Below are 22,134 nucleotides of genomic sequence, written 5' to 3'. Positions count from 1 at the left end.
TGACAGATCATTCTTCTTGTGAAGGTGTCTCCGTCGGCATTGGCTCCTCGCTCGGTTTTTCCGTCGTCGTATTTTGCGGCCTTTCGGTCGGCTTTGTTGTTGGCGATGGTGAAGAGCTCGCCGTACTGCCTCCTCGTTCCTTCGTGATATGAATCTTTATCGTTGCATATTTTGTGATTTTACAAGTATCCGACAGATCCAACTGCACGCGAACCTGATGCTCTCCGGCTTTCAAACCGTCACAATCTACATATGCATTGATGGCAGTATCCGGAATCTCATTCAATATGGAGGCTCTTCCTGAAATCGTGAGGCTTAAAATGTCTCCAGGTGCTCCGGCTGTCGCAACATATCCGCTTGCCAAATTACGAAATGCCACATCTGTCTCTTTAATACGCAAAGTTCGTTCCACTAATTTTTCTATCGTCACCTTCACGGAGATCGTCTCATACTCTTCTGATACAGTAACTCCCTCTGGCAATAAGGCCGGCACACTGACCGTCTTTTCCAAACCGCCGGACTGGTCATTCAATCCGCTAATATCCATCGGTATCACAATCTCAGAAAGTGACTCCATTTTCTTCTCGCTGCCGGCAATTTGGATCTCTTGTGGCAGACATTCTGTTTCTACATACTCATATCCCGCTGCCGGCGTTCCTGTCACACTGACTCTTACCGGAATTGTTTTGTTTTCCAAAACCTTTGCCCGCACTTTGATCTTATTCTGACTATAATGCAGAGTGTTAGACTTGACTACTTCATCGTTGGAATCATAAGCAACCGGTTCCAATCGGCTCATAAAGTCTTCACTGACTCCCTCCACATTCAAAAACACCTTGATCGAGGAAATACGTTTCACAACAGATTTTCCTCCTGTCACCTGAATCATATTGGGTTTTGCCGTGCATTTTCCAATAGAGTAACCTTCTGACGGTTCTCCTTGGGTGACAACCGTTACCTTAACCTGCTTGGTTGCCATATCCTCCAATGCAACTTTCAACACCTGAGTACATTCCAAAGTAACGTCCGATGACACTTTTTTACGAAGTGATGGCACGATATTTACCGCATTTACCGAAGACAGATTCGAAAGATCTGCTGTTGCACGAATATCTGTAGAATCTAAACGATCGATCACACTTCGTTTGCCACCGACCTTGACATTGGCAATACTGCCGGATGTAATTTCAAACACCTTATTAACAGACTGCAATGCACTTTCATTGATCGTCTCGACCGGCACTTGAAACACTTTCGTCTTATAAGGATCATCAATATTGATAATGATCAGCCATACAAACAGAGCACCGATCAATGACAGCACTTTGATCCCAATATTATGCAGCACAACATCTTTCATCAATTGTTTTAATTCTTTCATGTGCGATCCCCTCCTTTTCTACGCCAAAAGTATTTCTTTGGCTTCTCCTCAGAAGGTTTCCCCTGAAAATCATTCAATTTACGTCGTAAAAGATCCCCGTCAATATTACGCAATAATTTACCACCAACTGCTACGGAAATCATACCGGTTTCTTCAGATACAATCACGGTAAGACTATCGCTCACCTCGCTAATACCAACTGCAGCACGGTGCCTCGTTCCAAGATCTTTAGATAATCCCATATTGTCTGACAATGGCAGATAACAGGTTGCCGCAACAATACGATCTCCTCTTACGATCACAGCACCATCATGCAGCGGCGTATTATGCTCAAAAATATTGATCAAAAGCTGACTGCTGATCGCAGAATCGATAATAATACCGGTTCTTTCATATTCAGATAAGATAATATCCTTTTCCATAATGATCAATGCACCGGTCTTTGCTTTGGCAAGCTCAGAAGTTGCACGCACGATCTCGTTCACAGTACGATCTGTAAATCGTATATTTCTATCTTTGTTCTCATCAAACGGCAAGATAGAACTGACAATCTTTTTTTGTCCCAACTCTTCCAGCGCCTTGCGCAGTTCCGGCTGAAAAACGATCAGCAACGCTGTAATACCAAGACCGATCGTCTTATCAAACACCCACAATATAACACTCATATCTAAAATATAGGCAACAATATAAGCACTAAACAGCACAAAAACACCCTTTACCAGTGTCCATGCTCTTGTACGCTTTACCCAAAATGTCACATGATACAACGCAAAAGCGATAATTATAATCTCCAGGATATCCACAACACCAATCTTCGGGAGCGATAATCCATATACATATCCTTTTAATGACGCAATAATTTGATTCATGAATCCTCCTTATTCTCCCTGTTACCGCCATCCGGCACTGCTTCGTTATCTTCCATCTCTGCTGCTAACAACTCGTTGCGGTCAGTAAACAAATGTGCATTAAAGCGTTTTATACGCTTTCTCTTTGTTGCAATACTGTTCTTGGGTACTGCGCGGACATAATAATAATATTCCTCATCTTCAAACTGTAAATTCTCAACGCCGGCATAATTTAATGACAAACGGAAAAATTGTATCAGCCACACTAAGCCGAGGGATATGACCGCACCTGCAAAAAATGGGATCATATGCAGTTTCATGAGCTGTAAATAGTTAGCAAACAAACATAAAATGATATCACTGACAATTCCGATGATGATCGCCGCTTCAAAACTGAAATCAACGCGCAGGCTGCGAATCATATACACTACCAACATGACCACCACGAAGACTGCTATTGCGGCAAACAACTCTTCGTCCTCCACCAACTGATCGATCAGCACCTGAAACAGATCGAAGGAATCTGTCGTTGCAGAAGATGCAACCGTAATCAAATTGCGAAACAAATAGTAAAGCAACACTCCGATCACACCTGGCAGCACTCCGACCGGACCAAATAGCAATCCCAACAGCACCGGTGCTCCTGCAGAGAGTCCTACAGAATATGCTAACGGCACAGCGATCAGCACATATCCATGTTTGGGAATGAACTGAATATATAACAGATACAATATCAAAAATATAACACCAATACAAAATGCCAGCATTTTGGACACATACATGACCTGTAATACAATAAACAATGCCACCAAGAAGATCATTGCCTCTAATGGAAAGATCACGCTGATTACTCCCATGATCACATTCACATAACCATGTGAAAGTATTGGACGATATCCCAACACACGGTTGATCGCAAAAAACAATCCAAATCCAACCATAAACCGCATGACCACCTGAAAAAAGGATGAATAACGCTGATACATTTTCTGTATATGTTCACGCAATATCAATAACTGAGTCATACAGCGTCTCCCTCCTTAATTTCTTTGGTCTCTTTATTATCTTTGCTGTCCCGATAAAACTTCTGCAGCTTATCTATTTCCATCATATATTTGCGCAAACGCTTGCGATTGTTTGTATATTTGGTCATATAAAACAACACACAAAACAACGTAATGATCAATAATAATCCTACATATATACATCCGGCCAGCCACACCATGCTCTGCATATCCATCTGCACTACATTTGTAAACAGATAATCAACATAATACATGGCAACCAGTCCCATGATCAGTAAATAGGAAATGCTATAGCCCAGCAGCACCTTTAATGTATTGGAACGGATATAATCGGAACGAAAATATCCACTTTCGTCTAGTTCATCTTTATATAACCGCTTTTCGTCTAACGCAAGCTGCGTCATTAAGCGTACTTTTTTCTCATTAACCATACCAGTCAACCCTTCTTTGAACAGCAGTTTCTAATGTTAATCCACAATTTTAAATTATATAATATTCGTCTAAATTATACAAGCCCTATCACTATTGTTACCAGCTGCGAATGACCCTATCAAAAACGGAGCGGAGAACTTTCTCCGCTCCATGGTTTGTTATAATTTGGTGTAAATTTTGCTTTCTGAGTTTTTAATATGATGTCCGATGATCTCCGATACATCTGAAATCGTCATAAATGCCGAATAATCATCTTTTTCTATGATCTTACGGATCAACGGAAGCTCCATCCGGGTAATGACACAATATAGGACTGTCTTCTCCCCGGATAAAAGCCCTTCACCGGACAAAAAAGTAACTGTCCGGCCTAACGTCTTATAAATATCCTCTGCGATCACGCGTCCCTGATCCGTAATAATCATTACCGCTTTGCCCTGATCCAATCCTGTATTAATATGATCCACGATCCTAGATGTAATAAAATAGGTCAGAAGACTATATAACGCACGATCCAATCCGAACAATATACCGGCGATCAAATAAATGATAATGTTACAGACCAGAACAATTTGACCTACGGAAAGTGATGTCTTTTTGGCGACCATGATCGCTACTGTCTCTGTGCCATCCAAACATCCTCCGTTTCGAATAATAAGTCCAACTCCGGCACCAAGAATCAATCCTCCAAACACTGTCGCCAATAATGCATCATAGGTAGCATCATAGTGCCAACGGTTAAAAATTTCTAAAAAGAGAGAGAATACACCCATTGCCACAATGGTCCTCGGAAGAAAGCTTTTTTCCAACTGCTTCGCTCCCACCAATACAAACGGTAAATTTAAGCATACCGTCAATATACTTAACGAGATCGGAGTTATCGAACTAATGATAATACTGGTTCCCACAATCCCGCCGTCCAAAATGTTCGCTGGAACTAAAAACTCTTCCAAAGCAAATGCTGCCACTATTGCGCCTAATATGATGTTGATGTATCGGACAAGTATTTGTTTCATGTATACCTCCATGCTTGCATTCTTTATGTGCCTTTGTTGAATCTATTACGCTTCTTTATGTTCGTCCTTTGTCTGCGTTCTCTTAATGTCATCAGATCCGCTATTCTCCCACTTCCATGAAAAAACGCCTACCGCGATCAATGCCACAACGACTAAAACAATACCTATTGTTTCTAACATATGCAAAAACCTCCTATTTATTCTTTTTTTCTACCATAAAAAAACCGTGCCCCCTTTGGCTGAGCGGTCTCATTTACCTGTGCAATCTTATGCACATACATATTGTATAATTTGGAAATACATGACGAACGCAGGTAAAAATCTGCGTGTCAAAAAAAGAATATTGCGGGGATTTTCTGCCCGTCCTTCCGATGAATAAAAGACACGATCTGTTGATGAACATCCCGGATCAATGTCGCCTTTAGAATATATTGATTATGCATAATGCTAACGCATCTTGCATAACAATCTGTCAAGCAATAGCAAATACGCTCAAACTTTGATAAACTAACCGTCTTCTGCTCCCGAATCAGATTCAGTTTCTGCATCGTATTTGCCGATCCATCCTCAATCCGACAATCTTCCTTGGCAAAAGAAGTTTGTATCATATGTAAATAATGCTCTGCTTTTGCATTCTGAAAAGAGTCAACCTGCACAGTCTGTTTAGAGCAATATGTCTGCTGTCTCTGCATAGAAAACACACCGCATTCACCATTCGCAGAAAATGTGCTGGTCAATGCGATGCATAATATGAACAAATAGCATATGATCTTTTTGGAATAAGCTATTCTTTGCATATTAATCCTCCATGCTGTGCAGTTACCTAATCTCTTGTAACTGCTATTATAGCATATTCCACTAAACTGACGCAACTAATTACACCTGAAAATTCTGAATATGGTTTGCCAACGCATCTGCCATTGTTCGCAGACTTTCCGTCGACTGTTCAATATTCTTAAAGTCTGCTGTCATAGCACCCAATGCTGTATTGGTCTTTTCTGTGTCGCTTACATTATGAGTGGCAATATCTGACATAGCCCTAAACACCTGCATGATTTCTTTTCTCGCACACTCTAATTCTTTCATGCGGCTCTCTATGCTGCGTATACTGCTTACCGAATGCTCGATTTCATTCATCACGGTTGCCACACTGCCTTCCGTTCCTTCAATAAAATCATTTTGCTGGGTAATAATACCCTGTGCATTCGTCATTGTCTCAACAACAAGTTCTGAATCATTTAACAGTGCCTCAACAATCTCTTCGATATTGCCGCTGGCACTATTCGTCTGCTCTGCCAGCTTCTGAATCTCAGACGCTACTACGGCAAAGCCTTTGCCGGCTTCTCCTGCCCTAGCCGCTTCAATGCTGGCATTCAAAGCTAACAGATTTGTTTCTTCTGCAATTTCTGAAATAAAGCGAGAAGCCTCACGAATTTTTTGTGCGGATGCATTTGTCTGTTTTGTCTGTTGTGCGATCGTCTCTACAGCCTGATGTACCTCATCGCTGATCACGCGAAGCTGATGTACAATTTCCGATGTATGATCACTTGCCTTTTTCATGCTGTCTGCACCATTGCCAAGATCTTCTGCCTCCTGTCCGGTCTCTAAAAGCAGATTTCCCATATTATTAACATTGAAGGACGCTTTTTTGATATCTTCTGCCTGTCGATCTGCCCCCTCCGTTATACCATCCATTGTCTCTTTGACATTTTCAATGCTGTGAAAAGTTTGATGTGCCGTCTGTTCTAATGAGTCGGATGAATCACGCAGAGAATCTGTGCTATTCTTAATGCCGCTTATAATGCCAAGCAATTCCTGCTGAAGCTTGCGGATTGCCCGCGACAGATCTCCAATCTCATCTTTGCGTCGAGCCAGTTTATCTGATATCGTCAATTGCAGATTCCCGGCAGATACCTGCTGAACTGATGCAATACCTACTTTAAGAGCCTTTGTGATCGAGCTTGCACAAATACTGACAATGATCACACACACAATCGTAACAAACACTACAATTGCTATTATCGTGCTAATAATCTTTATAACGCTGCGAAATGTCTCCTGTTTGGGACTTCCTGCGAACACCATTCCAATTGGTGTACTTTTATCATCCGGCTGATATACCGGAGTAAAATATCCATAATACATAGTCCCTTCAATAGAAACATTCTCACTAAAATATTCGTGCCCTGCATTTAGAACTTCTTTTTGGATCTTTTCTCCTGCCTCACTCTGTAAAATACGATTGCCATCTTTATCCTTGGCAGAAGTCATAATTCGCTTGTTTCCATAAAAGAAGGTAACTTCCATGCCGGATTCTTCTTTGATCGTATCTACCAGATTGTCGGACTGGGAAATATTGTAACTGCCTTTCCATACATCACCATTCTCCGTTTCCAGATAAGATCCGGTATTTTGATCATATGCTGCCTGTGTCGCTGTTGCTGTTCCTCGCAGAGAATTTTCTACCTGTTGTATGATTGCACCCTTCATGATCGTTGCTGCCACCAAAATAACAATTGCCCCGAGTAAAACAAGTGGGAGCAGTGAGCAAACCAACACTTTCTTGCGAATCGTAAATTTCATAGCCACCCTCCTATTTCACGATCACTACATTTTTGTAGTACCAGTTAATGTTTCCGGTAATCGTTGCATCGTCTAATGTACTGTTTGCTGCCCCAATCTTCTTCCCGGTATTTGTTTCTAATACACCATCGAATACGTTGTTTTCACCACTAAGGATTGCTGTGGTCGCTTCATCAACTTTTTCCTGCGTTCCTTCCTTTGCAAACGATGCCAGATCGGTGATCTGAATCAGCCCCTCTGCCATGCCTTCATAATAATTTTCACCAGTCCATGTTCCGTCCATAATACTTTGTACTGCCGACGTATAATAAGCACTCCAATTCCAAATCACACTGGTCAGGCAGGAATCCGGTGTTTCTTTACTCATATCCGAGTTATAACCGATACCATACACACCCTTTTCCTGCGCTAATGTCTGGGGATATGCCGTATCACAATGCTGTGCCATAACATCGCAGCCCATCGACAACAATTTTTCTGATGCCGCCTTTTCCTTCGCTGCGTCATACCAGCTATTGGTTATTTTTACATAAATCTTTGCCGATTTATTAACCGATGCAACTCCAATTGCAAAAGCATCAATACCACCCGTTACCTCTGAATTTGAAGAATCCTGGGCTGCAACATATCCAATCTTGCCGGACTTCGTGTTCATCCCTGCCACGATTCCACTTAAATACCGTGCCTGATAGATTCTGCCAAAATAATTAGTAAAGTTCTTGCCGTTGCTCTTATAACCGGTTCCATGGGAAAAATAAACTTCGGGATACTTTTCTGCCATCTTTTCTGTGGTATCCATGTAACCCCAACTCGTTGTGAATATAATATTACAGCCATCCGAAATACAGGCTTCGATTGCTTCCTGTGTGGCTGCTGCATCACTATCATCCGCGATCTTACGCTCTATCTGATCTTCCTTGAGTCCGAGATTAGACTGCATTCCCTTGACACCCAGATCATGCGTATATGAATAACCGCTTCCCTCTGCCGGATCCGATATATATAATACACCGACTTTGATGTCATCTTTGCTGATGCCACCATTTCCTGTTTTGCTCTCTGTCTGACTGCCTCCGTCATTTGACGCCACATCGTCCGGTGCGCCGTTAGCTGCCCCACAGCCGGTCATGCACAACAGACTGATAGTCAGTACAACAGCCAAAACTCGTCTTTTCTTCGTTATTTTGTTGTTCATTCTCCCATCCTTTCTAACAGCAGACAACTCGCTTCTAAAGTTCCAAAAGCACATCGTCTCACTGTGTTTACTTACGCTTTTTCTTGTATCGTTGCCTCCATATTCTGTGGTAAAACCAGATTCAATATGATAGAAACCAAAAATACAACTGCAACGCAGTTCTGCCCGAATACATTTTGTACCATTTCAGGAAAGATTGCGAACAGTTCAGGAACCTGTGTAAAACCAATACCAACGCTGAGCGATAATGCAGCGATCGTAATATTTCTCTGCGTATAGCCACATTTTCCGATCATCTGCAGACCACTGACAACGATCGTTCCAAACATCATGATCGTGCATCCACCTAATACCGCATCCGGTAATGTTGCCAATAATGCTCCAAAGATCGGGAAGATTCCCGCTAAGATCATGATAGCCGCACCTGTTGCGATTGCAAATCGATTCACTACTTTCGTCATTGCGATCAAGCCCACATTTTGGCTAAATGAAGTAATTGGCATACAGCCAAACACTGCTGATAATGCACTGATAAAACCATCGCAGGCAATTGACCCGGCAGTTTCCTCCGGTGTGACATCACGATTTAAACCGGAAGATGCCATCGCAGATGTATCTCCGATCGTCTCTGTCGCCGACACCAAAAAGATCAATACAATGGATACAATGGCGCCAGCATGAAATTCCGGCTTAAATGGCATAAGATGTGGCAATGCAATGATCGAACTTCCCTTTAGTCCGGAAAAATCCACCATCCCCATTACAATGGCCAAAATATAACCAACTACTAAACCGAACAAAACAGAAAGCTGTTTGAAGTAAGATTTGGCAAAAATATTAAACAATATGCAGGCAAGCAGCGTAACACCGCCTAACACCCAGTTCTCCCAAGCACCAAAGTTTTTACTTCCACTGCCACCTCCAAAGGAATTAGCCCCGACAGATAACAATGAAAAACCAATGGATGTAACAACACTTGCTGCTACGATCGGTGCAACAATCTTGATCCAGTACTTGGCAAATAATCCCAAAACGCCCTCTACGATACCGCCGATCAACACGGCACCAACAATCGCCGGATAACCATATTTTGCTCCTATAACACATGCAATGGACACAAACGTAAAGCTGATACCCATAACAATTGGTAATCCGGAACCAATCTTCCATACCGGGAACAACTGAATCAATGTACCAATACCGGCAATGATCATTGCACTTTGGATCAACATTGCCGTCTGAGTCGAGGACAATCCACTTGCTCCTGCAACAATGATGATCGGTGCAATATTAGCAACGAACATAGCTAATATATGCTGCAACCCAAACGGAATTGCCTTAAGAGGTGGTACTTTTCCGTCTAATGTATAAATATTTTGTACAGATGTTTCATTTGTTTTCATGTTCTTTATCCTTCCTGTTTCTCATTTCGTCTTTCTGCATATAGAAAAACGTCCTTTTCATTTCTTTGCAATCCACCCGATCTTATATCTATAGTTCTAACAGATCAGCTTACTGCTCACGAAATACAATTTCTTTCGTATCTGCATTCATGCTGTCCACAATTGCGAGAGACTCTAACTGATAACCGAGATTGCGGATCAGTCTGCCACCCATTTGAAAACCCTTTTCAATAGCAATTCCAATACCCTCTACAGAAGCTCCGGCCTCCGTAATAATTGAAATCAACCCCTGCAGTGCACAACCATTGGCAAGAAAGTCATCAATGATCAACACCTTGTCCTCCGGAGATAAAAACTTTTTGGAAACTATGACCTGATTTTTACACTTATGTGTAAAGGATTCCACCTCAGCAACATACATATCTCCCTCAATATTGATACTCTTAGATTTCTTAGCAAATACAACCGGAACGTTAAAATACTTTGCTACCACACATGCAATTCCTATGCCGGAAGCCTCTATCGTAACAATTTTATTAATCTCCTTACCGGCAAAACGTTTTTTAAACTCTTCTCCCATTTGCTCAAATAATGAAATATCCATCTGATGGTTCAAAAAACTATCCACCTTCAACACGTTACCTTCTTTTACTATACCATCCCTTAGGATACGTTCTTCTAAAAAGTTCATCTTGTCCTCCTTGTATGGCGCATTATGCCGTATATACAAATATTATACTGAATATATTTTGCAGATTCAAGAACAATTTGAGGCGTTACCGTTGTAATTTGAAATTATCAGAATTCCATGGTACAATGAGTCCTGACATGCATAATGCAGGAATATTATGACCCCCTGTGATCATGCAAGACATTTTTGAGAAAGGTATGGTATTAAAATGGCAGAAAATTATGTATTAAGCTGTTGTTCTACAGCAGACTTGACAGACGAACAGTTTGAGGCCAGATCTATTCATTATATCTGTTTTCATTTTGAATTGGGCGGCAAAAGTTATATGGATGATCTCGGCAAATCAATTCCTTTTGATGAATTTTATAAACGTATGGAGCAAGGCGAAGACACTAAAACATCTCAGATCAATGCAGAAGAATTTGAGCAGTATTTTGAACCTTTTCTGCAGGAAGGCAAAGATATTCTACATGTCTGCCTCTCTTCCGGTATTTCAGGCGTCATGAATTCCGCCTGTATTGCCAGAGATATTCTCGCCGAAAAATATCCAGACCGCAAAATCTATATTGTTGATTCACTGGCTGCCTCCGCTGGATATGGACTATTGATGGATCGTCTGGCAGATCTGCGCGATGATGGAATGACTATTGATGAACTGCGTGACTGGGCAGAGACCAATAAGCTTCATTTACGTCATTGGTTCTTCTCTTCCGACCTGACTTTCTTTATAAAAGGCGGTCGTGTATCAAAATCCGCCGGTACCATCGGAAATTTGCTGAACATCTGCCCATTGCTGGATGTAAACAGCGAGGGCAAGCTGATTCCGCGCTTTAAGATTCGTGGAAAACGTAAGGTGATCCGTGAAATTGTCGCTAAAATGGAAGAAGATGCCGAAAATGGCTTAGACTACGATGGGAAATGTTTTATATCCCAATCTGCCTGCTATGAAGATGCCAAAGCAGTTGCCGATCTGATAGAGGCACGCTTTCCAAACTTAAACGGCAAAGTAGTGATCAACAATATCGGCACGACCATAGGAAGTCATACCGGTCCGGGTACAGTAGCACTCTTCTTCTGGGGCAGTGAACGCACACTGTAAGTCTCTTTGCTTTATCATAATACACAAAACGCCTGCCAGGAACTCGTCCGCAGGCGTTTTTATTATTTAGTAACTGAAATTTCCCACACCTCATTATCTCACGCAACCACATATTGCTTATTATGTCAGCAATAAATATAGTATTTTGCAGCCGATAAGCTAACTTATTCTGTCGGCAGAGAACTAAGATAATTGCCGCAGAACGCAGAGTTTTTAGGTGATTTCTTATTTTGTTACGTCTCTGATGAATACATGCCCGAAGGATTGTCTGAGATGTCCCGGTTTAGCAAGGTATCATCCATTTTTGGACGGGACGCTTTCGCTACGATGCGCTACGTTACGTTACTTAATGTCTCTGAAATACGAGACATAAGTAACGACGAGCGCAAAGTCCCTTTCAAAAATGATGAATACCTTGCTTCCGGGACTTCGAGTTTCCGAAGGGCATGTAGATCAATCATCAGAGACAACAAAATCTAGAAATCACCAAAAACGAAAAAGCGGCAAGGCAATTACTATAGTTCTCTGTCGACAGAAGCCGCTATGTTGTGGCTGCAAAACACCTAGCATTCTTTGACATAATAAGCAATATGTGGTTCTTGCAGTAGCTTCCGGTATGGGAAGTTTTAGTTTCTGCGCAAGTCTATTCGTCTGGCAAACTTGGGATCAATTCCACGTATACCTGATCAAATACTTGCTGCAGCTCCGCACGAATATCATTACGTAACTGCAATAATATCTTGGTATTGATAATGCGATTATGACTGGTCAGATAGATCTCAACCCAAGTTTTACGTCCTGTCTGTATCACATCCAAAAATTCAATGTCATAATGAATCTTATCCATGTGATGTTCTGCAATCTGCCGGATAGAATCCATGATTTCCTGATCCGGTGCAAACAATATCAGACTTTTTACATTGTGTATGATCATTTTGACCGGCTCTACTAAAAGCAAACACGACATGATAATGGCAACGATCGGATCAATATAAGCTGCCAGATGATTCCATGTTGTCTTTTGCAAGAACTGTTCTACAAAAAATGCAAGAGAAACACCCAAACTGGAGATCACATCCAGCTTCCATATGTAAATCTCTGCCTGTATCGTCATAGATGCATAACGTCTGCTAAAATAATGCAGTAACATATAAACGATCAGACAACATGCACAAACAATCAGCTCAAACACTGCAATCTTACCGCCGTCCACTTCACGACCACCATGCAATATCGCATAAAAGTTATCCCAAACCAGTCGGACCGTGATCGCCAATAGCACACTGTACTTAATAACGACAAACAATGACTCCACCTGGGCAAAACCGTATGGCCTGCGCTCTGTTACCGGCTTATACAGCAACGGCACCAGTAATAAAAACGGACCGATCATGATCAGATCTGTCAAATCAAAGATACAGTCCATCAAAATAGAATGTGATCTCGTCCAAAATGCCATGACACCCTCTGCGATCATAAATAGAACGCTTCCGATCATGGATATATTCATAATATATTTTTCGTATTTTAGTTTGTTTTCATTTTTCATAATAATTGCTCACATAATTTCAAATAATCCATGACTGGGCTACGCACTCACATTTATGACCACTCATAAGGCGTATTTTGGTATACGTAGTAATTGACCCAGTTAGAAAACAAGGCATTGGAAGCACCTCTCCAACGAAGCAATGGTCTTTGTGACGAATCGTCATCCGGATAATAATTCTCCGGCAGATCCGGATTTAAGCCTTTTTTACTGTCACGCTTGTATTCGTAATCCAACGTCATACGATCATATTCCAAATGTCCCATCACAAAGATCTGCTTACCATCATCAGATACTAATAACAGTTCTCCCACCTTGTCGGAGTCTGCAAGTACAGTTAGCGTATCACACGCTGCAATCGCCTCATGATCAACTCCGGTATAACGGGAATGTGGTGCATAAAATACATCGTCAAATCCGCGAAGAAGCGGTACTTTTCGATGGTGTACCCGATGTTCATACACACCAACTATTTTCTTCGGAAGCAGATGTTTCTTGATTCCATAATGATAATACAGTCCTGCCTGAGCCCCCCAACAAATATGCATTGTTGACGTCACATTTGCCTTAGACCATTCCATGATCTGCTTCAGTTCTTCCCAATACTGCACTTCCTCATATTCCATCTGCTCCACCGGAGCACCCGTAATGATCAAACCGTCAAATTTACGTTCTTTTACATCATCGTAGGTCTTATAAAACTCATTCAAATGACTGAGCGTCGTATTTTTACCAATATACGATGCTGTTGTCAAAAATGTAATCTCGATCTGCAATGGCGTATTGGATAAACTGCGTAGCAGCTGAACCTCCGTATCTTCCTTTAGTGGCATCAGATTGAGAACAGCAATATACAGTGGACGGATATTCTGCGTCGTTGCACGTGTTTCGTCCATCATAAATATATTTTCCTGCTCCATGATCTTTTTCGCCGGAAGATTATTTTGTACTTTAATTGGCATAATAAAACCTCATTTCTGCATATCTGCACTTTTCTGCTAGGACAAGTGATATTGTTCTATAAACGCTTGCTCCGTCAAAATCGGTATTCCAAGCTCTCTTGCTTTTTTATTTTTTGTCGAGTTGCTCATCGCATCGTTATTGATCAAATAGTTCGTCTTAGAAGTGACACTGCCTGTCACCTTTCCGCCATGCGATTCGATCAGCTCTTTCAGCTCTTTGCGGTTTTTGAACTGCTCAACGGATCCGGTAATTACAAACGTGATTCCCTCCATATCTTTCGATACATTATCATCCGCAATTTTCTCGAACGAAATATATTGTAACAGATGTTGCACTACTTGTCGATTCGCCTCAACCGCAAAATAATCTGTTACCGCTTTGGCGATCACAGCACCAACGCCATCAATCTGTGTCAGCTCCTCTTCAGAAACCGCCAAAACACGATCAAAATCATATCCGCAATAGCGACAGATCAGGCCGGCATTGGATAATCCTACATTCGGAATGCCTAAACTATACAAAAAACGAATGATCGTCGTATGCGCCGCCTTTGTCGCTGACTGAACCATTTTTTCGTAAGATTTTTCGCCAAACCCATCCATTGCAATGATCTGGTCTTTATATCGATCTAATCGAAACAGATCTGCAGGTTCATGGATCATATCCTGATTCATCAATTTCTCGATCGTTGCTTCTGACATACCGTCAATGTTCATCGCATCCCTGCTGACAAAATGTGAAAAACTTTTGATCTTCTTAGCCGGACAGGATGCATTTTCACAAAACAAAGCCTTCACTCCATTTTCTTCATGAATGGCTGTTGCACTATGACACACCGGACATTCTTCCGGAATAGGTAACGTCCCGCTTCGTGTCATATTTTCCGCAATCTGTGGAATGATCATATTTGCTTTATACACCTGAATATGATCACCAACCCCCAAAGCAAGCTGTTCAACTATGCTGACATTATGCACACTCGCACGACTTACCGTTGTTCCTTCCAATTCCACCGGTTCAAACACTGCAACCGGATTGATCAGCCCCGTTCTCGAGGCACTCCACTCCACTTCCTCTAACACCGTTTCGGCTATTTCATCTGCCCACTTAAAAGCCATCGCATTTCGCGGAAATTTAGCGGTCCTTCCCAAACTCTCTCCATATGCGATCTCATCCATAAGAAGTACAAGGCCATCCGACGGAAAATCATTGGTGACGATTTTTTCTGCAAATTCTGCCACTGCTGCAGGCAATGTCTCCCCGGTAACACGAACATATTCGACAACCGTAAATCCCTGTTCCTGCAAAAATTTGAATTTATTCTCCTGCGAATCTTTGAAATCAACACCTTCTGCCGTCACGAGCGAAAAAGCAAAAAAGTTCACATGTCTGCTCTTCGTAACACGGCTATCAAGCTGGCGTACAGAACCGCTGCACAAATTACGCGGATTTTTGTATTGCTCTTCCACCGGAAGGGATTCATTGATCTCCCGAAATCTGGAATACGTAATCACCGCTTCTCCGCGCAGTACCAATTCTCCCTGAAATGGGATCTGCAACGGTACATTATCAAACATACGAGCATTACCGGTAATGACTTCTCCTACCTGACCATTACCGCGGGTAACTGCCTTTTGCAGAGTTCCCTCCTGATACGTAAGTACGATAGTAAGCCCATCCATTTTCCACGAAAGTAGACCCGGATGCTCACCAAGCCAAGCCGCTAATTGTTCTGTATCCTTTGTCTTGTCCAAAGAAAGCATCGGTGAAGGATGTTGTTCTTTTGGCAGCTCACTAAGCACCTCATAGCCTACACGCTGCGTCGGACTGCCCGCCAAAACAATCCCCGTCTCCTTTTCTAATGCCTGTAATTCATCGTATTGTTTGTCGTATTCGTAGTTACTCATAACCTCATCACGGCCCTGATAATACACTGCCGCCGCGTGATTTAACTGCTCTACTAACTCTAAGATCCTAGCTCTCTTCTCTTCCATATCATTCCCCATTCTTTCTGAAAATGCTGACGTTACCGCTCCAGTTCTTTGCGAAGCACGCGGATCTCCATTGGCGTCAAGCTGCGATAACGGCCTTTTTTCAACCCTTTTAATGTAATATTCATCACGCGGTCACGCCGCAAATGCGTTACCCGATAATCCAAATATTCACACATTCGTCGGATCTGACGATTTAATCCCTGCGTCAATATGATATGAAAACTATCCGCATCTTCCCGCCACACTTTGCACGGTTTTGTTACAGTGTCCAAAATCGGAACACCGGCGGCAAGTTTACGTAAATCTTCATCGCGGATCGGACGATCTACCTTGACAAAATATTCTTTTTCATGCCCGTAACGGCTGCGCAGAATTTTTTCCATTACATCGCCTTGATTGGTCAAAAGCAATAGTCCTTCCGAAGCCTGATCCAATCTGCCGACAGGATAAACTCGCTTTGGATAATCAATATAATCTACAACATTCTTGATCTGTTCTCCATTTTCCTCCTGCGCTGTCGTGCAAACGATCCCCTTGGGCTTATAAAACGCCAGAAAAATCTCTTCCTCTTCTTTGGTCACTTGGCGTCCATCTACCCGCACAACAGCTCCGTCATGTACTCTCGTACCGGCTGTTACCGGCTTATCATCAATCGTGATGCGCCCCTGCTCCACCATTCGATCAGCCTCGCGCCTCGAGCATACCCCCGCTTCACTTAAAAATTTATTAATCCTTACTCCCGTATTGTCTGCCATACTATTGTTACATTCCTTTCTCCATCCGCAAAGTATCTCTGCGAACTTCTTTCCTACTGCTTCATGCCTGTATATCCCAAAACGCAGTCTCATCTGTGTTGCCTGCTTTCCTTATGGAAAAAGGTGACTCTTCAAAAGAATCACCTTATCTTACCTATACTTCCTCATTTACTGTGCAGCCTGTGTAGCGGCTGGTGCCTGCGTCGCTGCCGGTGCTTGTGTTGCCATCGGAGCCTGTGTCGCCGCCGGTGCTTGTGTCGCCACCGGTGCTTGTGTCTGTGCCCCCTGTGCGGTTGGCACCGGGGTTGCTCCATTCGCACTTCCGGCTTCTCCATCAATATTAGCCGTGCTTTCCGGTCCATCGCCCGAAGACTCATTCAACATATTGCAGAAATCACGAACTTCTTGATTTGTACTTTGAAGCTCCTCTAATTTCTTATTAACCGAATCCTGCAACGCCTTGACGTCTTTGCTGGCATCCAGCTTTTCAATCTTCTTCTGCTCTTTGCCGGACAAGGTCCCAAAATGCAACATAAATCTTCCATCCGGCTGCATCTTGATGTATAATGCCGTAAGCGATGGAATCTTCGTATCAATATCATATAATTTATCTTCATGATAGGCGTAAACACGATAACTTCCTGTTTCATAGCCTTCCTTGATCGTGCAGGAAATATTCTCATATTTTTCAATATATTCCGCTGCCGCCACCAACTTGCGCTCGTCAATGTTGTCCACATCGGTCACACAATCTGCCAAGGCATCCATATCTACTTTCTGTCTGGCATCAAAATATTCTTTCACAAGATCGGTGATCTCTTCTTTAATATCTTTATCCGACTTGCCTTTTATCGCATCCGCTATATTCTGTTCATCACTCTTCGTGGCTGACAACGAAAAATTAAGGTCCGGAGCCATCAAAGAAAATGTTCCCAACCCAATAAACATAACTGCCAGCGTAAAGATCAAAATAAACTTTTTATATCGCAGCGGCATATACCCACATCCTTCCTCAAATATCAAAACGCACCTGGAGGGACTCGAACCCCCGGCACACGGTTCCGGAAACCGTTGCTCTATCCACTGAGCTACAGGTGCAATTAATCAGCGAGAAATATTATATCATAAGGGAATATAACCGTCAAGGCACGGATCTGGTGTACTTTTAATGTTGGTAAGCTTCTCTATTCCATTTGCATCAATAATCATCCCACGAATCCTCGTCATCTTCAAAAGCATCATAGGCATCATCGTAATTATCATAATCCGATTTATTATCTTCATAATAACCATCTACATCATAATTGCCACAGACTCCAATTTTTTGCAATCGGGTAGGAGGTAGATAATTATCTTATCTACCGACCTCCCACACCACCGTACGTCAGACTGTCTAACGATTAAGAAAAATGTTATAATAGAACTACCAAATACAGTATCGTAGGGGGATTCGTTATGGCATATATTGTTGGCGCAGATAGATATCAAACAAGAATGGTAACCACTTCATTAGATGACTTAATAAGTAAGGATAATTCTGTCCGAGTAATAGATTCTTATGTAGAATCCTTAAATTTAGAAAATCTAGGTTTTATAGAGTATAGTGGTAGGAATCGAGGACAATCACCTTATCGCCGATCTGATTTATTAAAACTTCATATCTATGGCTATTTAAATAAGATTCGTTCTAGCAGAGCATTGGAGACAGAAGCAAAACGCAACCTGGAATTAATGTGGCTGGTAAACTGCATAACACCTGATCATGGTACTATTGCAGGTTTTGTTCAGAAGAATAAGACTGCGTTTCACAATACATTACGAAATCTTACTCTTATTCTCAAAGGTTGGGGGCTCATTGATGGAGAACTGATTGTTATTGATGGAACTAAGATCCGTGCTCAAAACAGCAAGCATAATTGTATTACGCAAAGCGGTTTAGATAAAAAAATCGAATATGCGGAAGCTCAGATAAATGCATATCTTATGGCAATCGCTAAAGATGAAGCGCTGGCAGATGACCTTACAGATAAACTAAAAACATATCAAGAACTAAAAGAACAGTATCTTACACAAAAACAGGAATTAAAAGATGAAGGACTGGAACAAAAGAGTTTGACAGATCCCGATTCAAGAAGGATGAAAAATAACGGCTCATTGGATATCTGCTACAATGTACAGTCTGTTGTAGATGCAAAGAATCATTTTGTTGTAGATATTTCGACGACTAATGATATAAATGACCAAAACCAGCTTTACACTATGGCACAAAAAGCATCCGAACTTTTAGAAAAAGAGTCTTCTACAGTTCTGGCAGATACAGGTTATTATAACGGAACGGAGATAAAAAACTGTGTTGATGCCGGAATGAATGTCTTTATAAAAAAAGCTAAAGCGAATAATGCTACAAAGGATAATGAATTTCGCAAAGAAAAGTTTATATATAATGGTGAAACTGATGAATATACATGCCCAGCAGGAGATAGATTACGATTTTTTGAAAATACTTCGAAGAATGGTATGAAGTATCGCAAATATAAGTGTACAGACTGCAATTCGTGCAAATATAAAAAAGACTGCACTACTTCTTCATCTGGAAGAACGATACAGCGTTGGGTACATGAAGATGTTCTTGAAACTGTGTATAATGAAACACTAAATAATAACGAGGTTTATAAACAGAGAAGATGTATCGTGGAGCATCCGTTTGGGACTATAAAAAGAAGTCTCGGATATAGTTTCTTTCATCGACGCAGACAAGAGAATGTTGACGCAGAAGCTGCATCTATGTTTTTCGCTTATAACTTTAAGCGATTATTAAGCATGTTTTCAACAGAAGAATTAGTAACGAAGTTTGAAGGAAGTGTGATGTAGCAGGGAGAGGAACGCATGTAATTCATGTGAAAAACAAAGATAAAAATGGTATTAAAAAAATCGAAGATAAAAATACCGTACATCAGACTGAATTTTCGAATCGTTAGACAGTCTGACGTACCGTTCGGTATACGGCGGTTCTTTAGTTTTCACATATTTTCAGGTAAAACTCTGTGAATGTTGGATATCCCCATTCACGGAGTTTTTCATTACTCAAGGCAAACTGTACCAGTCTATTATTGCTACAGTTCCAAATGCCCTGGCGCATATTTGCGTGCCATTGAATAAAGTCTTCATTCATTCCGAGTTCTTTCAACTTTCGGTATTTCGTTTTAGGTTTCTTCCATTGTTTCCAATAGACTGCCCTTATTCTATGGCGTAACCACTTGTCATTACTCTGCAACAGACCTTTCATATCTGCCATTCCAAAGTAATTTACCCATCCTCTAATAAACTGTGTCAGCTTTAATGCTCGATATTCATTTCCCCATCCGTTATGTCTGTCAGTAAGCTCTCTGATTTTATTCTTCATCTTTGTTACTGATTTAGGATGTACCCGAAATCTGCATATTCCCTTGTATCTATAGAAGCTATAGCCAAGGTATTTGACTTTGCTGATATGTGCCACGCACGTCTTGGTGCGATTTACTTTAAGGAATAGTTTTCCCTCAATATATGGCACTATGTTGTTTAAGGTTCTTTCTGCACTTTTCCTGCTTTTACAGAAAATCATACAGTCATCTGCGTATCGGACAAATCTATGCCCTCTCCGTGTAAGTTCCTTATCCAATTCATTCAGCATGATGTTACTTAAGAGTGGGCTTAATGGTCCACCTTGTGGCATTCCGACCTCTGTCTTTTCGAACATTCCTCTGCTGATAACTCCAGCATTAAGATATTTGTGAATGAGTGATATTACCCGCCCATCCTTGATGGTTCGTGATAGTACTTCAATTAGTTTACTCTGACATACTGTGTCAAAGAACTTCTCCAAATCCATATCTACCACATATACATATCCATCATTGACATTTGTCTGGCATTGTTTCAGTGCGTCATGCGCACCTCTGTTCGGTCGAAATCCAAAACTATCCTCCGAGAACTGTTTCTCGTAAATCGGCGTTAATACCTGTGTGATTGCCTGTTGAAACACTCTGTCAACTACTGTTGGCACTCCCAGTTTTCTGACCTCGCCTTTTGTTTCTTTGGGTATTTCTACCCTACGGACTGGATTAGGTTTATATTTCCCATCCTTTATCTGTTGGATTAGTTGCTCTTGGTTGTCTTTCAGAAAGCCTAGAAGTTCATCTACGCTCATTCCGTCAACGCCGCCTGCTCCTTTGTTAGATTTCACTTTCTTATAAGCCTTGTTAAGGTTATCCTTGTGTAAAATCTGTTCCATTAGATTGTCCGTCTGAAAATCTGTGATGATGTCGTTGTTTTCAGTAATCCTCTGATGGGCGGACACTTCTGCATACTCTTTCTGTTCCGCAGATACCATTTGCAGATAGTCCTCAATATGAAGTTGTCTGTCCTTAAATCCATCTTTGGTTACATTCATTTACTCACATCTCCTAAAGTTCAGTCCTTCCCACTATGTTTGCAACCATAATGGTACTATGACCTCTGCTGACTTCTCGCCATTCGTTGTTACTGACGGTTTTCATACTCTGTTTCCAACCGCTGACGAGACCTCCCTTGGTACCACACGTCACTTTCTCTCCATATATCTGCCACATTTACTACAGTTAATTCCGAGTAGTTATTGGACTTTGGCTTGTGATGCAGCCTTATCCTTAACTATAGCCTGATGTGATTTCTGTTCGTCAGACCAGAGATTTGCCTCCACCTTCCTTCAGATTCCACCTCACGATGGACACCCTTGGTCTTGGCTGTATCCTTCCCACTACTAGGGCGGATTAGGGACTTTCACCCATTAGCGACGTGCGCCGCAAGGCGCACATCAAGAAACGAGCCAGTCGCAAGACTGTCTCGTTTCCATTTCTTTGTCCTCTTAAATCGTCATGTCGATATGCTGTCCTAAATGGGGTGTCACAGAAGTCTCCATCATTTTAGTCAGTTCCGCAGCCTGTTCCTGATAGGTATCCATCGTCATATCAAGAACTGCCGTGCTGACATTAGTCATCAACTGATTGCCTGCCATCGCAATCGACATATCGGCAATACTATTTACCATATCCATAAAATCCACTCCTTTGCTGTTTAAGCAAAACTCTTTTTCCTATTATACACAATTTCCAACTCTTTTTAAATAGCTACTTAGTACAAACTTGTAATAACTTCCCATTCCTCAAATTTTTTTCACAACCTC

Annotated in this window: 21 protein-coding genes and 1 tRNA gene; 2 read left to right on the top strand and 20 right to left on the bottom strand. The window is 41.6% G+C overall.

Translation table 11 applies throughout. The features are described from left to right. Positions 1 to 7 precede the first annotated feature (7 nt). The 11 genes from ACSAJE_RS01480 to ACSAJE_RS01430 all read right to left on the bottom strand — a co-directional run bounded on the left by ACSAJE_RS01480 (position 8) and on the right by ACSAJE_RS01430 (position 10,571). Complete coding sequence (locus ACSAJE_RS01480) at positions 8 to 1,381, bottom strand: CdaR family protein (protein ID WP_118690104.1); 1,374 nt, start codon at positions 1,379 to 1,381, stop codon at positions 8 to 10. After that, positions 1,378 to 2,250, bottom strand: a complete 873-nt coding sequence (gene cdaA, locus ACSAJE_RS01475) for a diadenylate cyclase CdaA (protein WP_022024471.1) — start codon at positions 2,248 to 2,250, stop codon at positions 1,378 to 1,380. The genes ACSAJE_RS01480 and cdaA overlap by 4 nt, the downstream gene beginning before the upstream one ends. After that, complete coding sequence (locus tag ACSAJE_RS01470; RefSeq protein WP_458009512.1) at positions 2,247 to 3,254, bottom strand: hypothetical protein; 1,008 nt, start codon at positions 3,252 to 3,254, stop codon at positions 2,247 to 2,249. The genes cdaA and ACSAJE_RS01470 overlap by 4 nt, the downstream gene beginning before the upstream one ends. Further along, on the bottom strand, positions 3,251 to 3,685 hold the full coding sequence (locus ACSAJE_RS01465; protein ID WP_458009511.1) for a hypothetical protein: 435 nt from the start codon (positions 3,683 to 3,685) through the stop codon (positions 3,251 to 3,253). The genes ACSAJE_RS01470 and ACSAJE_RS01465 overlap by 4 nt, the downstream gene beginning before the upstream one ends. Positions 3,686 to 3,844: 159 nt before the next feature. Beyond that, positions 3,845 to 4,699: a YitT family protein gene (locus tag ACSAJE_RS01460; RefSeq protein WP_458009510.1), complete on the bottom strand. Its 855-nt coding sequence runs from the start codon at positions 4,697 to 4,699 to the stop codon at positions 3,845 to 3,847. A gap of 45 nt (positions 4,700 to 4,744) precedes the next feature. Further along, positions 4,745 to 4,879, bottom strand: coding sequence for a hypothetical protein (locus ACSAJE_RS01455; protein WP_022024467.1), 135 nt, complete (start codon positions 4,877 to 4,879; stop codon positions 4,745 to 4,747). Between the two features lie 149 nt (positions 4,880 to 5,028). Beyond that, complete coding sequence (locus tag ACSAJE_RS01450; protein WP_118690102.1) at positions 5,029 to 5,496, bottom strand: hypothetical protein; 468 nt, start codon at positions 5,494 to 5,496, stop codon at positions 5,029 to 5,031. A gap of 79 nt (positions 5,497 to 5,575) precedes the next feature. Continuing rightward, a complete protein-coding gene (locus tag ACSAJE_RS01445; protein WP_458009509.1) occupies positions 5,576 to 7,282 on the bottom strand; it encodes a methyl-accepting chemotaxis protein in 1,707 nt (568 codons plus the stop codon). A gap of 10 nt (positions 7,283 to 7,292) precedes the next feature. Beyond that, complete coding sequence (locus ACSAJE_RS01440) at positions 7,293 to 8,477, bottom strand: BMP family ABC transporter substrate-binding protein (RefSeq protein WP_458009508.1); 1,185 nt, start codon at positions 8,475 to 8,477, stop codon at positions 7,293 to 7,295. Between the two features lie 71 nt (positions 8,478 to 8,548). Beyond that, positions 8,549 to 9,880, bottom strand: coding sequence for a uracil-xanthine permease family protein (locus tag ACSAJE_RS01435; protein WP_458009507.1), 1,332 nt, complete (start codon positions 9,878 to 9,880; stop codon positions 8,549 to 8,551). Positions 9,881 to 9,989: 109 nt separating this feature from the next. Further along, complete coding sequence (locus ACSAJE_RS01430) at positions 9,990 to 10,571, bottom strand: xanthine phosphoribosyltransferase (protein WP_458009506.1); 582 nt, start codon at positions 10,569 to 10,571, stop codon at positions 9,990 to 9,992. Positions 10,572 to 10,779: 208 nt separating this feature from the next. Here ACSAJE_RS01430 and ACSAJE_RS01425 point away from each other — a divergent pair, with 208 nt between their 5' ends. Beyond that, positions 10,780 to 11,670: a DegV family protein gene (locus ACSAJE_RS01425; RefSeq protein ID WP_458009505.1), complete on the top strand. Its 891-nt coding sequence runs from the start codon at positions 10,780 to 10,782 to the stop codon at positions 11,668 to 11,670. 643 nt (positions 11,671 to 12,313) lie between these two features. On the opposite strand, the gene ACSAJE_RS01420 is transcribed toward ACSAJE_RS01425, so the two are convergent. The 7 genes from ACSAJE_RS01420 to ACSAJE_RS01390 all read right to left on the bottom strand — a co-directional run bounded on the left by ACSAJE_RS01420 (position 12,314) and on the right by ACSAJE_RS01390 (position 18,261). Beyond that, the gene (locus ACSAJE_RS01420; protein ID WP_458009504.1) at positions 12,314 to 13,219 is read right to left on the bottom strand and encodes a cation diffusion facilitator family transporter; all 906 of its coding nucleotides are present in this window, start codon (positions 13,217 to 13,219) and stop codon (positions 12,314 to 12,316) included. A 53-nt stretch (positions 13,220 to 13,272) separates the two neighbouring features. Further along, positions 13,273 to 14,181: a homoserine O-acetyltransferase MetA gene (metA, locus tag ACSAJE_RS01415; protein ID WP_458009503.1), complete on the bottom strand. Its 909-nt coding sequence runs from the start codon at positions 14,179 to 14,181 to the stop codon at positions 13,273 to 13,275. 36 nt (positions 14,182 to 14,217) lie between these two features. After that, positions 14,218 to 16,176: an NAD-dependent DNA ligase LigA gene (gene ligA, locus ACSAJE_RS01410; protein WP_458009502.1), complete on the bottom strand. Its 1,959-nt coding sequence runs from the start codon at positions 16,174 to 16,176 to the stop codon at positions 14,218 to 14,220. A 32-nt stretch (positions 16,177 to 16,208) separates the two neighbouring features. Continuing rightward, entirely contained in the window at positions 16,209 to 17,024 is an 816-nt protein-coding gene (locus tag ACSAJE_RS01405) for a pseudouridine synthase (RefSeq protein WP_458009501.1), read from the bottom strand. A 75-nt stretch (positions 17,025 to 17,099) separates the two neighbouring features. Beyond that, complete coding sequence (locus ACSAJE_RS01400; RefSeq protein ID WP_118690094.1) at positions 17,100 to 17,927, bottom strand: hypothetical protein; 828 nt, start codon at positions 17,925 to 17,927, stop codon at positions 17,100 to 17,102. Positions 17,928 to 17,956: 29 nt separating this feature from the next. Further along, positions 17,957 to 18,029 (bottom strand) — tRNA-Arg (locus tag ACSAJE_RS01395). Positions 18,030 to 18,129: 100 nt separating this feature from the next. Beyond that, positions 18,130 to 18,261 (bottom strand): hypothetical protein, encoded by a 132-nt coding sequence (locus ACSAJE_RS01390; RefSeq protein WP_279221289.1) that lies wholly within the window; start codon positions 18,259 to 18,261, stop codon positions 18,130 to 18,132. A 125-nt stretch (positions 18,262 to 18,386) separates the two neighbouring features. On the opposite strand from ACSAJE_RS01390, the gene ACSAJE_RS01385 reads away from it, so the two are divergent. Next, positions 18,387 to 19,802 (top strand): IS1182 family transposase, encoded by a 1,416-nt coding sequence (locus tag ACSAJE_RS01385; protein WP_458008883.1) that lies wholly within the window; start codon positions 18,387 to 18,389, stop codon positions 19,800 to 19,802. Positions 19,803 to 19,944: 142 nt separating this feature from the next. On the opposite strand, the gene ltrA is transcribed toward ACSAJE_RS01385, so the two are convergent. Continuing rightward, positions 19,945 to 21,363, bottom strand: coding sequence for a group II intron reverse transcriptase/maturase (ltrA, locus tag ACSAJE_RS01380; RefSeq protein WP_458009500.1), 1,419 nt, complete (start codon positions 21,361 to 21,363; stop codon positions 19,945 to 19,947). Between the two features lie 453 nt (positions 21,364 to 21,816). Next, entirely contained in the window at positions 21,817 to 22,005 is a 189-nt protein-coding gene (locus ACSAJE_RS01375; RefSeq protein ID WP_118506501.1) for a YjfB family protein, read from the bottom strand. Positions 22,006 to 22,134: the final 129 nt, after the last annotated feature.

The organism is Jutongia sp. SJQ-6, from assembly GCF_054161275.1.
The sequence above is the reverse complement of the archived record's forward strand: the minus strand, read 5'-3'. Positions and strand labels throughout refer to the sequence as shown.

Bases quoted from the DNA above. Each gene is read 5' to 3' on its own strand.
- ACSAJE_RS01480 (WP_118690104.1), bottom strand. From the start codon at position 1,381: ATGAAAGAATTAAAACAATTGATGAAAGATGTTGTGCTGCATAATATT.
- cdaA (WP_022024471.1), bottom strand. From the start codon at position 2,250: ATGAATCAAATTATTGCGTCATTAAAAGGATATGTATATGGATTATCG.
- ACSAJE_RS01470 (WP_458009512.1), bottom strand. From the start codon at position 3,254: ATGACTCAGTTATTGATATTGCGTGAACATATACAGAAAATGTATCAG.
- ACSAJE_RS01465 (WP_458009511.1), bottom strand. From the start codon at position 3,685: ATGGTTAATGAGAAAAAAGTACGCTTAATGACGCAGCTTGCGTTAGAC.
- ACSAJE_RS01460 (WP_458009510.1), bottom strand. From the start codon at position 4,699: ATGAAACAAATACTTGTCCGATACATCAACATCATATTAGGCGCAATA.
- ACSAJE_RS01455 (WP_022024467.1), bottom strand. From the start codon at position 4,879: ATGTTAGAAACAATAGGTATTGTTTTAGTCGTTGTGGCATTGATCGCG.
- ACSAJE_RS01450 (WP_118690102.1), bottom strand. From the start codon at position 5,496: ATGCAAAGAATAGCTTATTCCAAAAAGATCATATGCTATTTGTTCATA.
- ACSAJE_RS01445 (WP_458009509.1), bottom strand. From the start codon at position 7,282: ATGAAATTTACGATTCGCAAGAAAGTGTTGGTTTGCTCACTGCTCCCA.
- ACSAJE_RS01440 (WP_458009508.1), bottom strand. From the start codon at position 8,477: ATGAACAACAAAATAACGAAGAAAAGACGAGTTTTGGCTGTTGTACTG.
- ACSAJE_RS01435 (WP_458009507.1), bottom strand. From the start codon at position 9,880: ATGAAAACAAATGAAACATCTGTACAAAATATTTATACATTAGACGGA.
- ACSAJE_RS01430 (WP_458009506.1), bottom strand. From the start codon at position 10,571: ATGAACTTTTTAGAAGAACGTATCCTAAGGGATGGTATAGTAAAAGAA.
- ACSAJE_RS01425 (WP_458009505.1), top strand. From the start codon at position 10,780: ATGGCAGAAAATTATGTATTAAGCTGTTGTTCTACAGCAGACTTGACA.
- ACSAJE_RS01420 (WP_458009504.1), bottom strand. From the start codon at position 13,219: ATGAAAAATGAAAACAAACTAAAATACGAAAAATATATTATGAATATA.
- metA (WP_458009503.1), bottom strand. From the start codon at position 14,181: ATGCCAATTAAAGTACAAAATAATCTTCCGGCGAAAAAGATCATGGAG.
- ligA (WP_458009502.1), bottom strand. From the start codon at position 16,176: ATGGAAGAGAAGAGAGCTAGGATCTTAGAGTTAGTAGAGCAGTTAAAT.
- ACSAJE_RS01405 (WP_458009501.1), bottom strand. From the start codon at position 17,024: ATGAGACTGCGTTTTGGGATATACAGGCATGAAGCAGTAGGAAAGAAG.
- ACSAJE_RS01400 (WP_118690094.1), bottom strand. From the start codon at position 17,927: ATGCCGCTGCGATATAAAAAGTTTATTTTGATCTTTACGCTGGCAGTT.
- ACSAJE_RS01385 (WP_458008883.1), top strand. From the start codon at position 18,387: ATGGCATATATTGTTGGCGCAGATAGATATCAAACAAGAATGGTAACC.
- ltrA (WP_458009500.1), bottom strand. From the start codon at position 21,363: ATGAATGTAACCAAAGATGGATTTAAGGACAGACAACTTCATATTGAG.
- ACSAJE_RS01375 (WP_118506501.1), bottom strand. From the start codon at position 22,005: ATGGATATGGTAAATAGTATTGCCGATATGTCGATTGCGATGGCAGGC.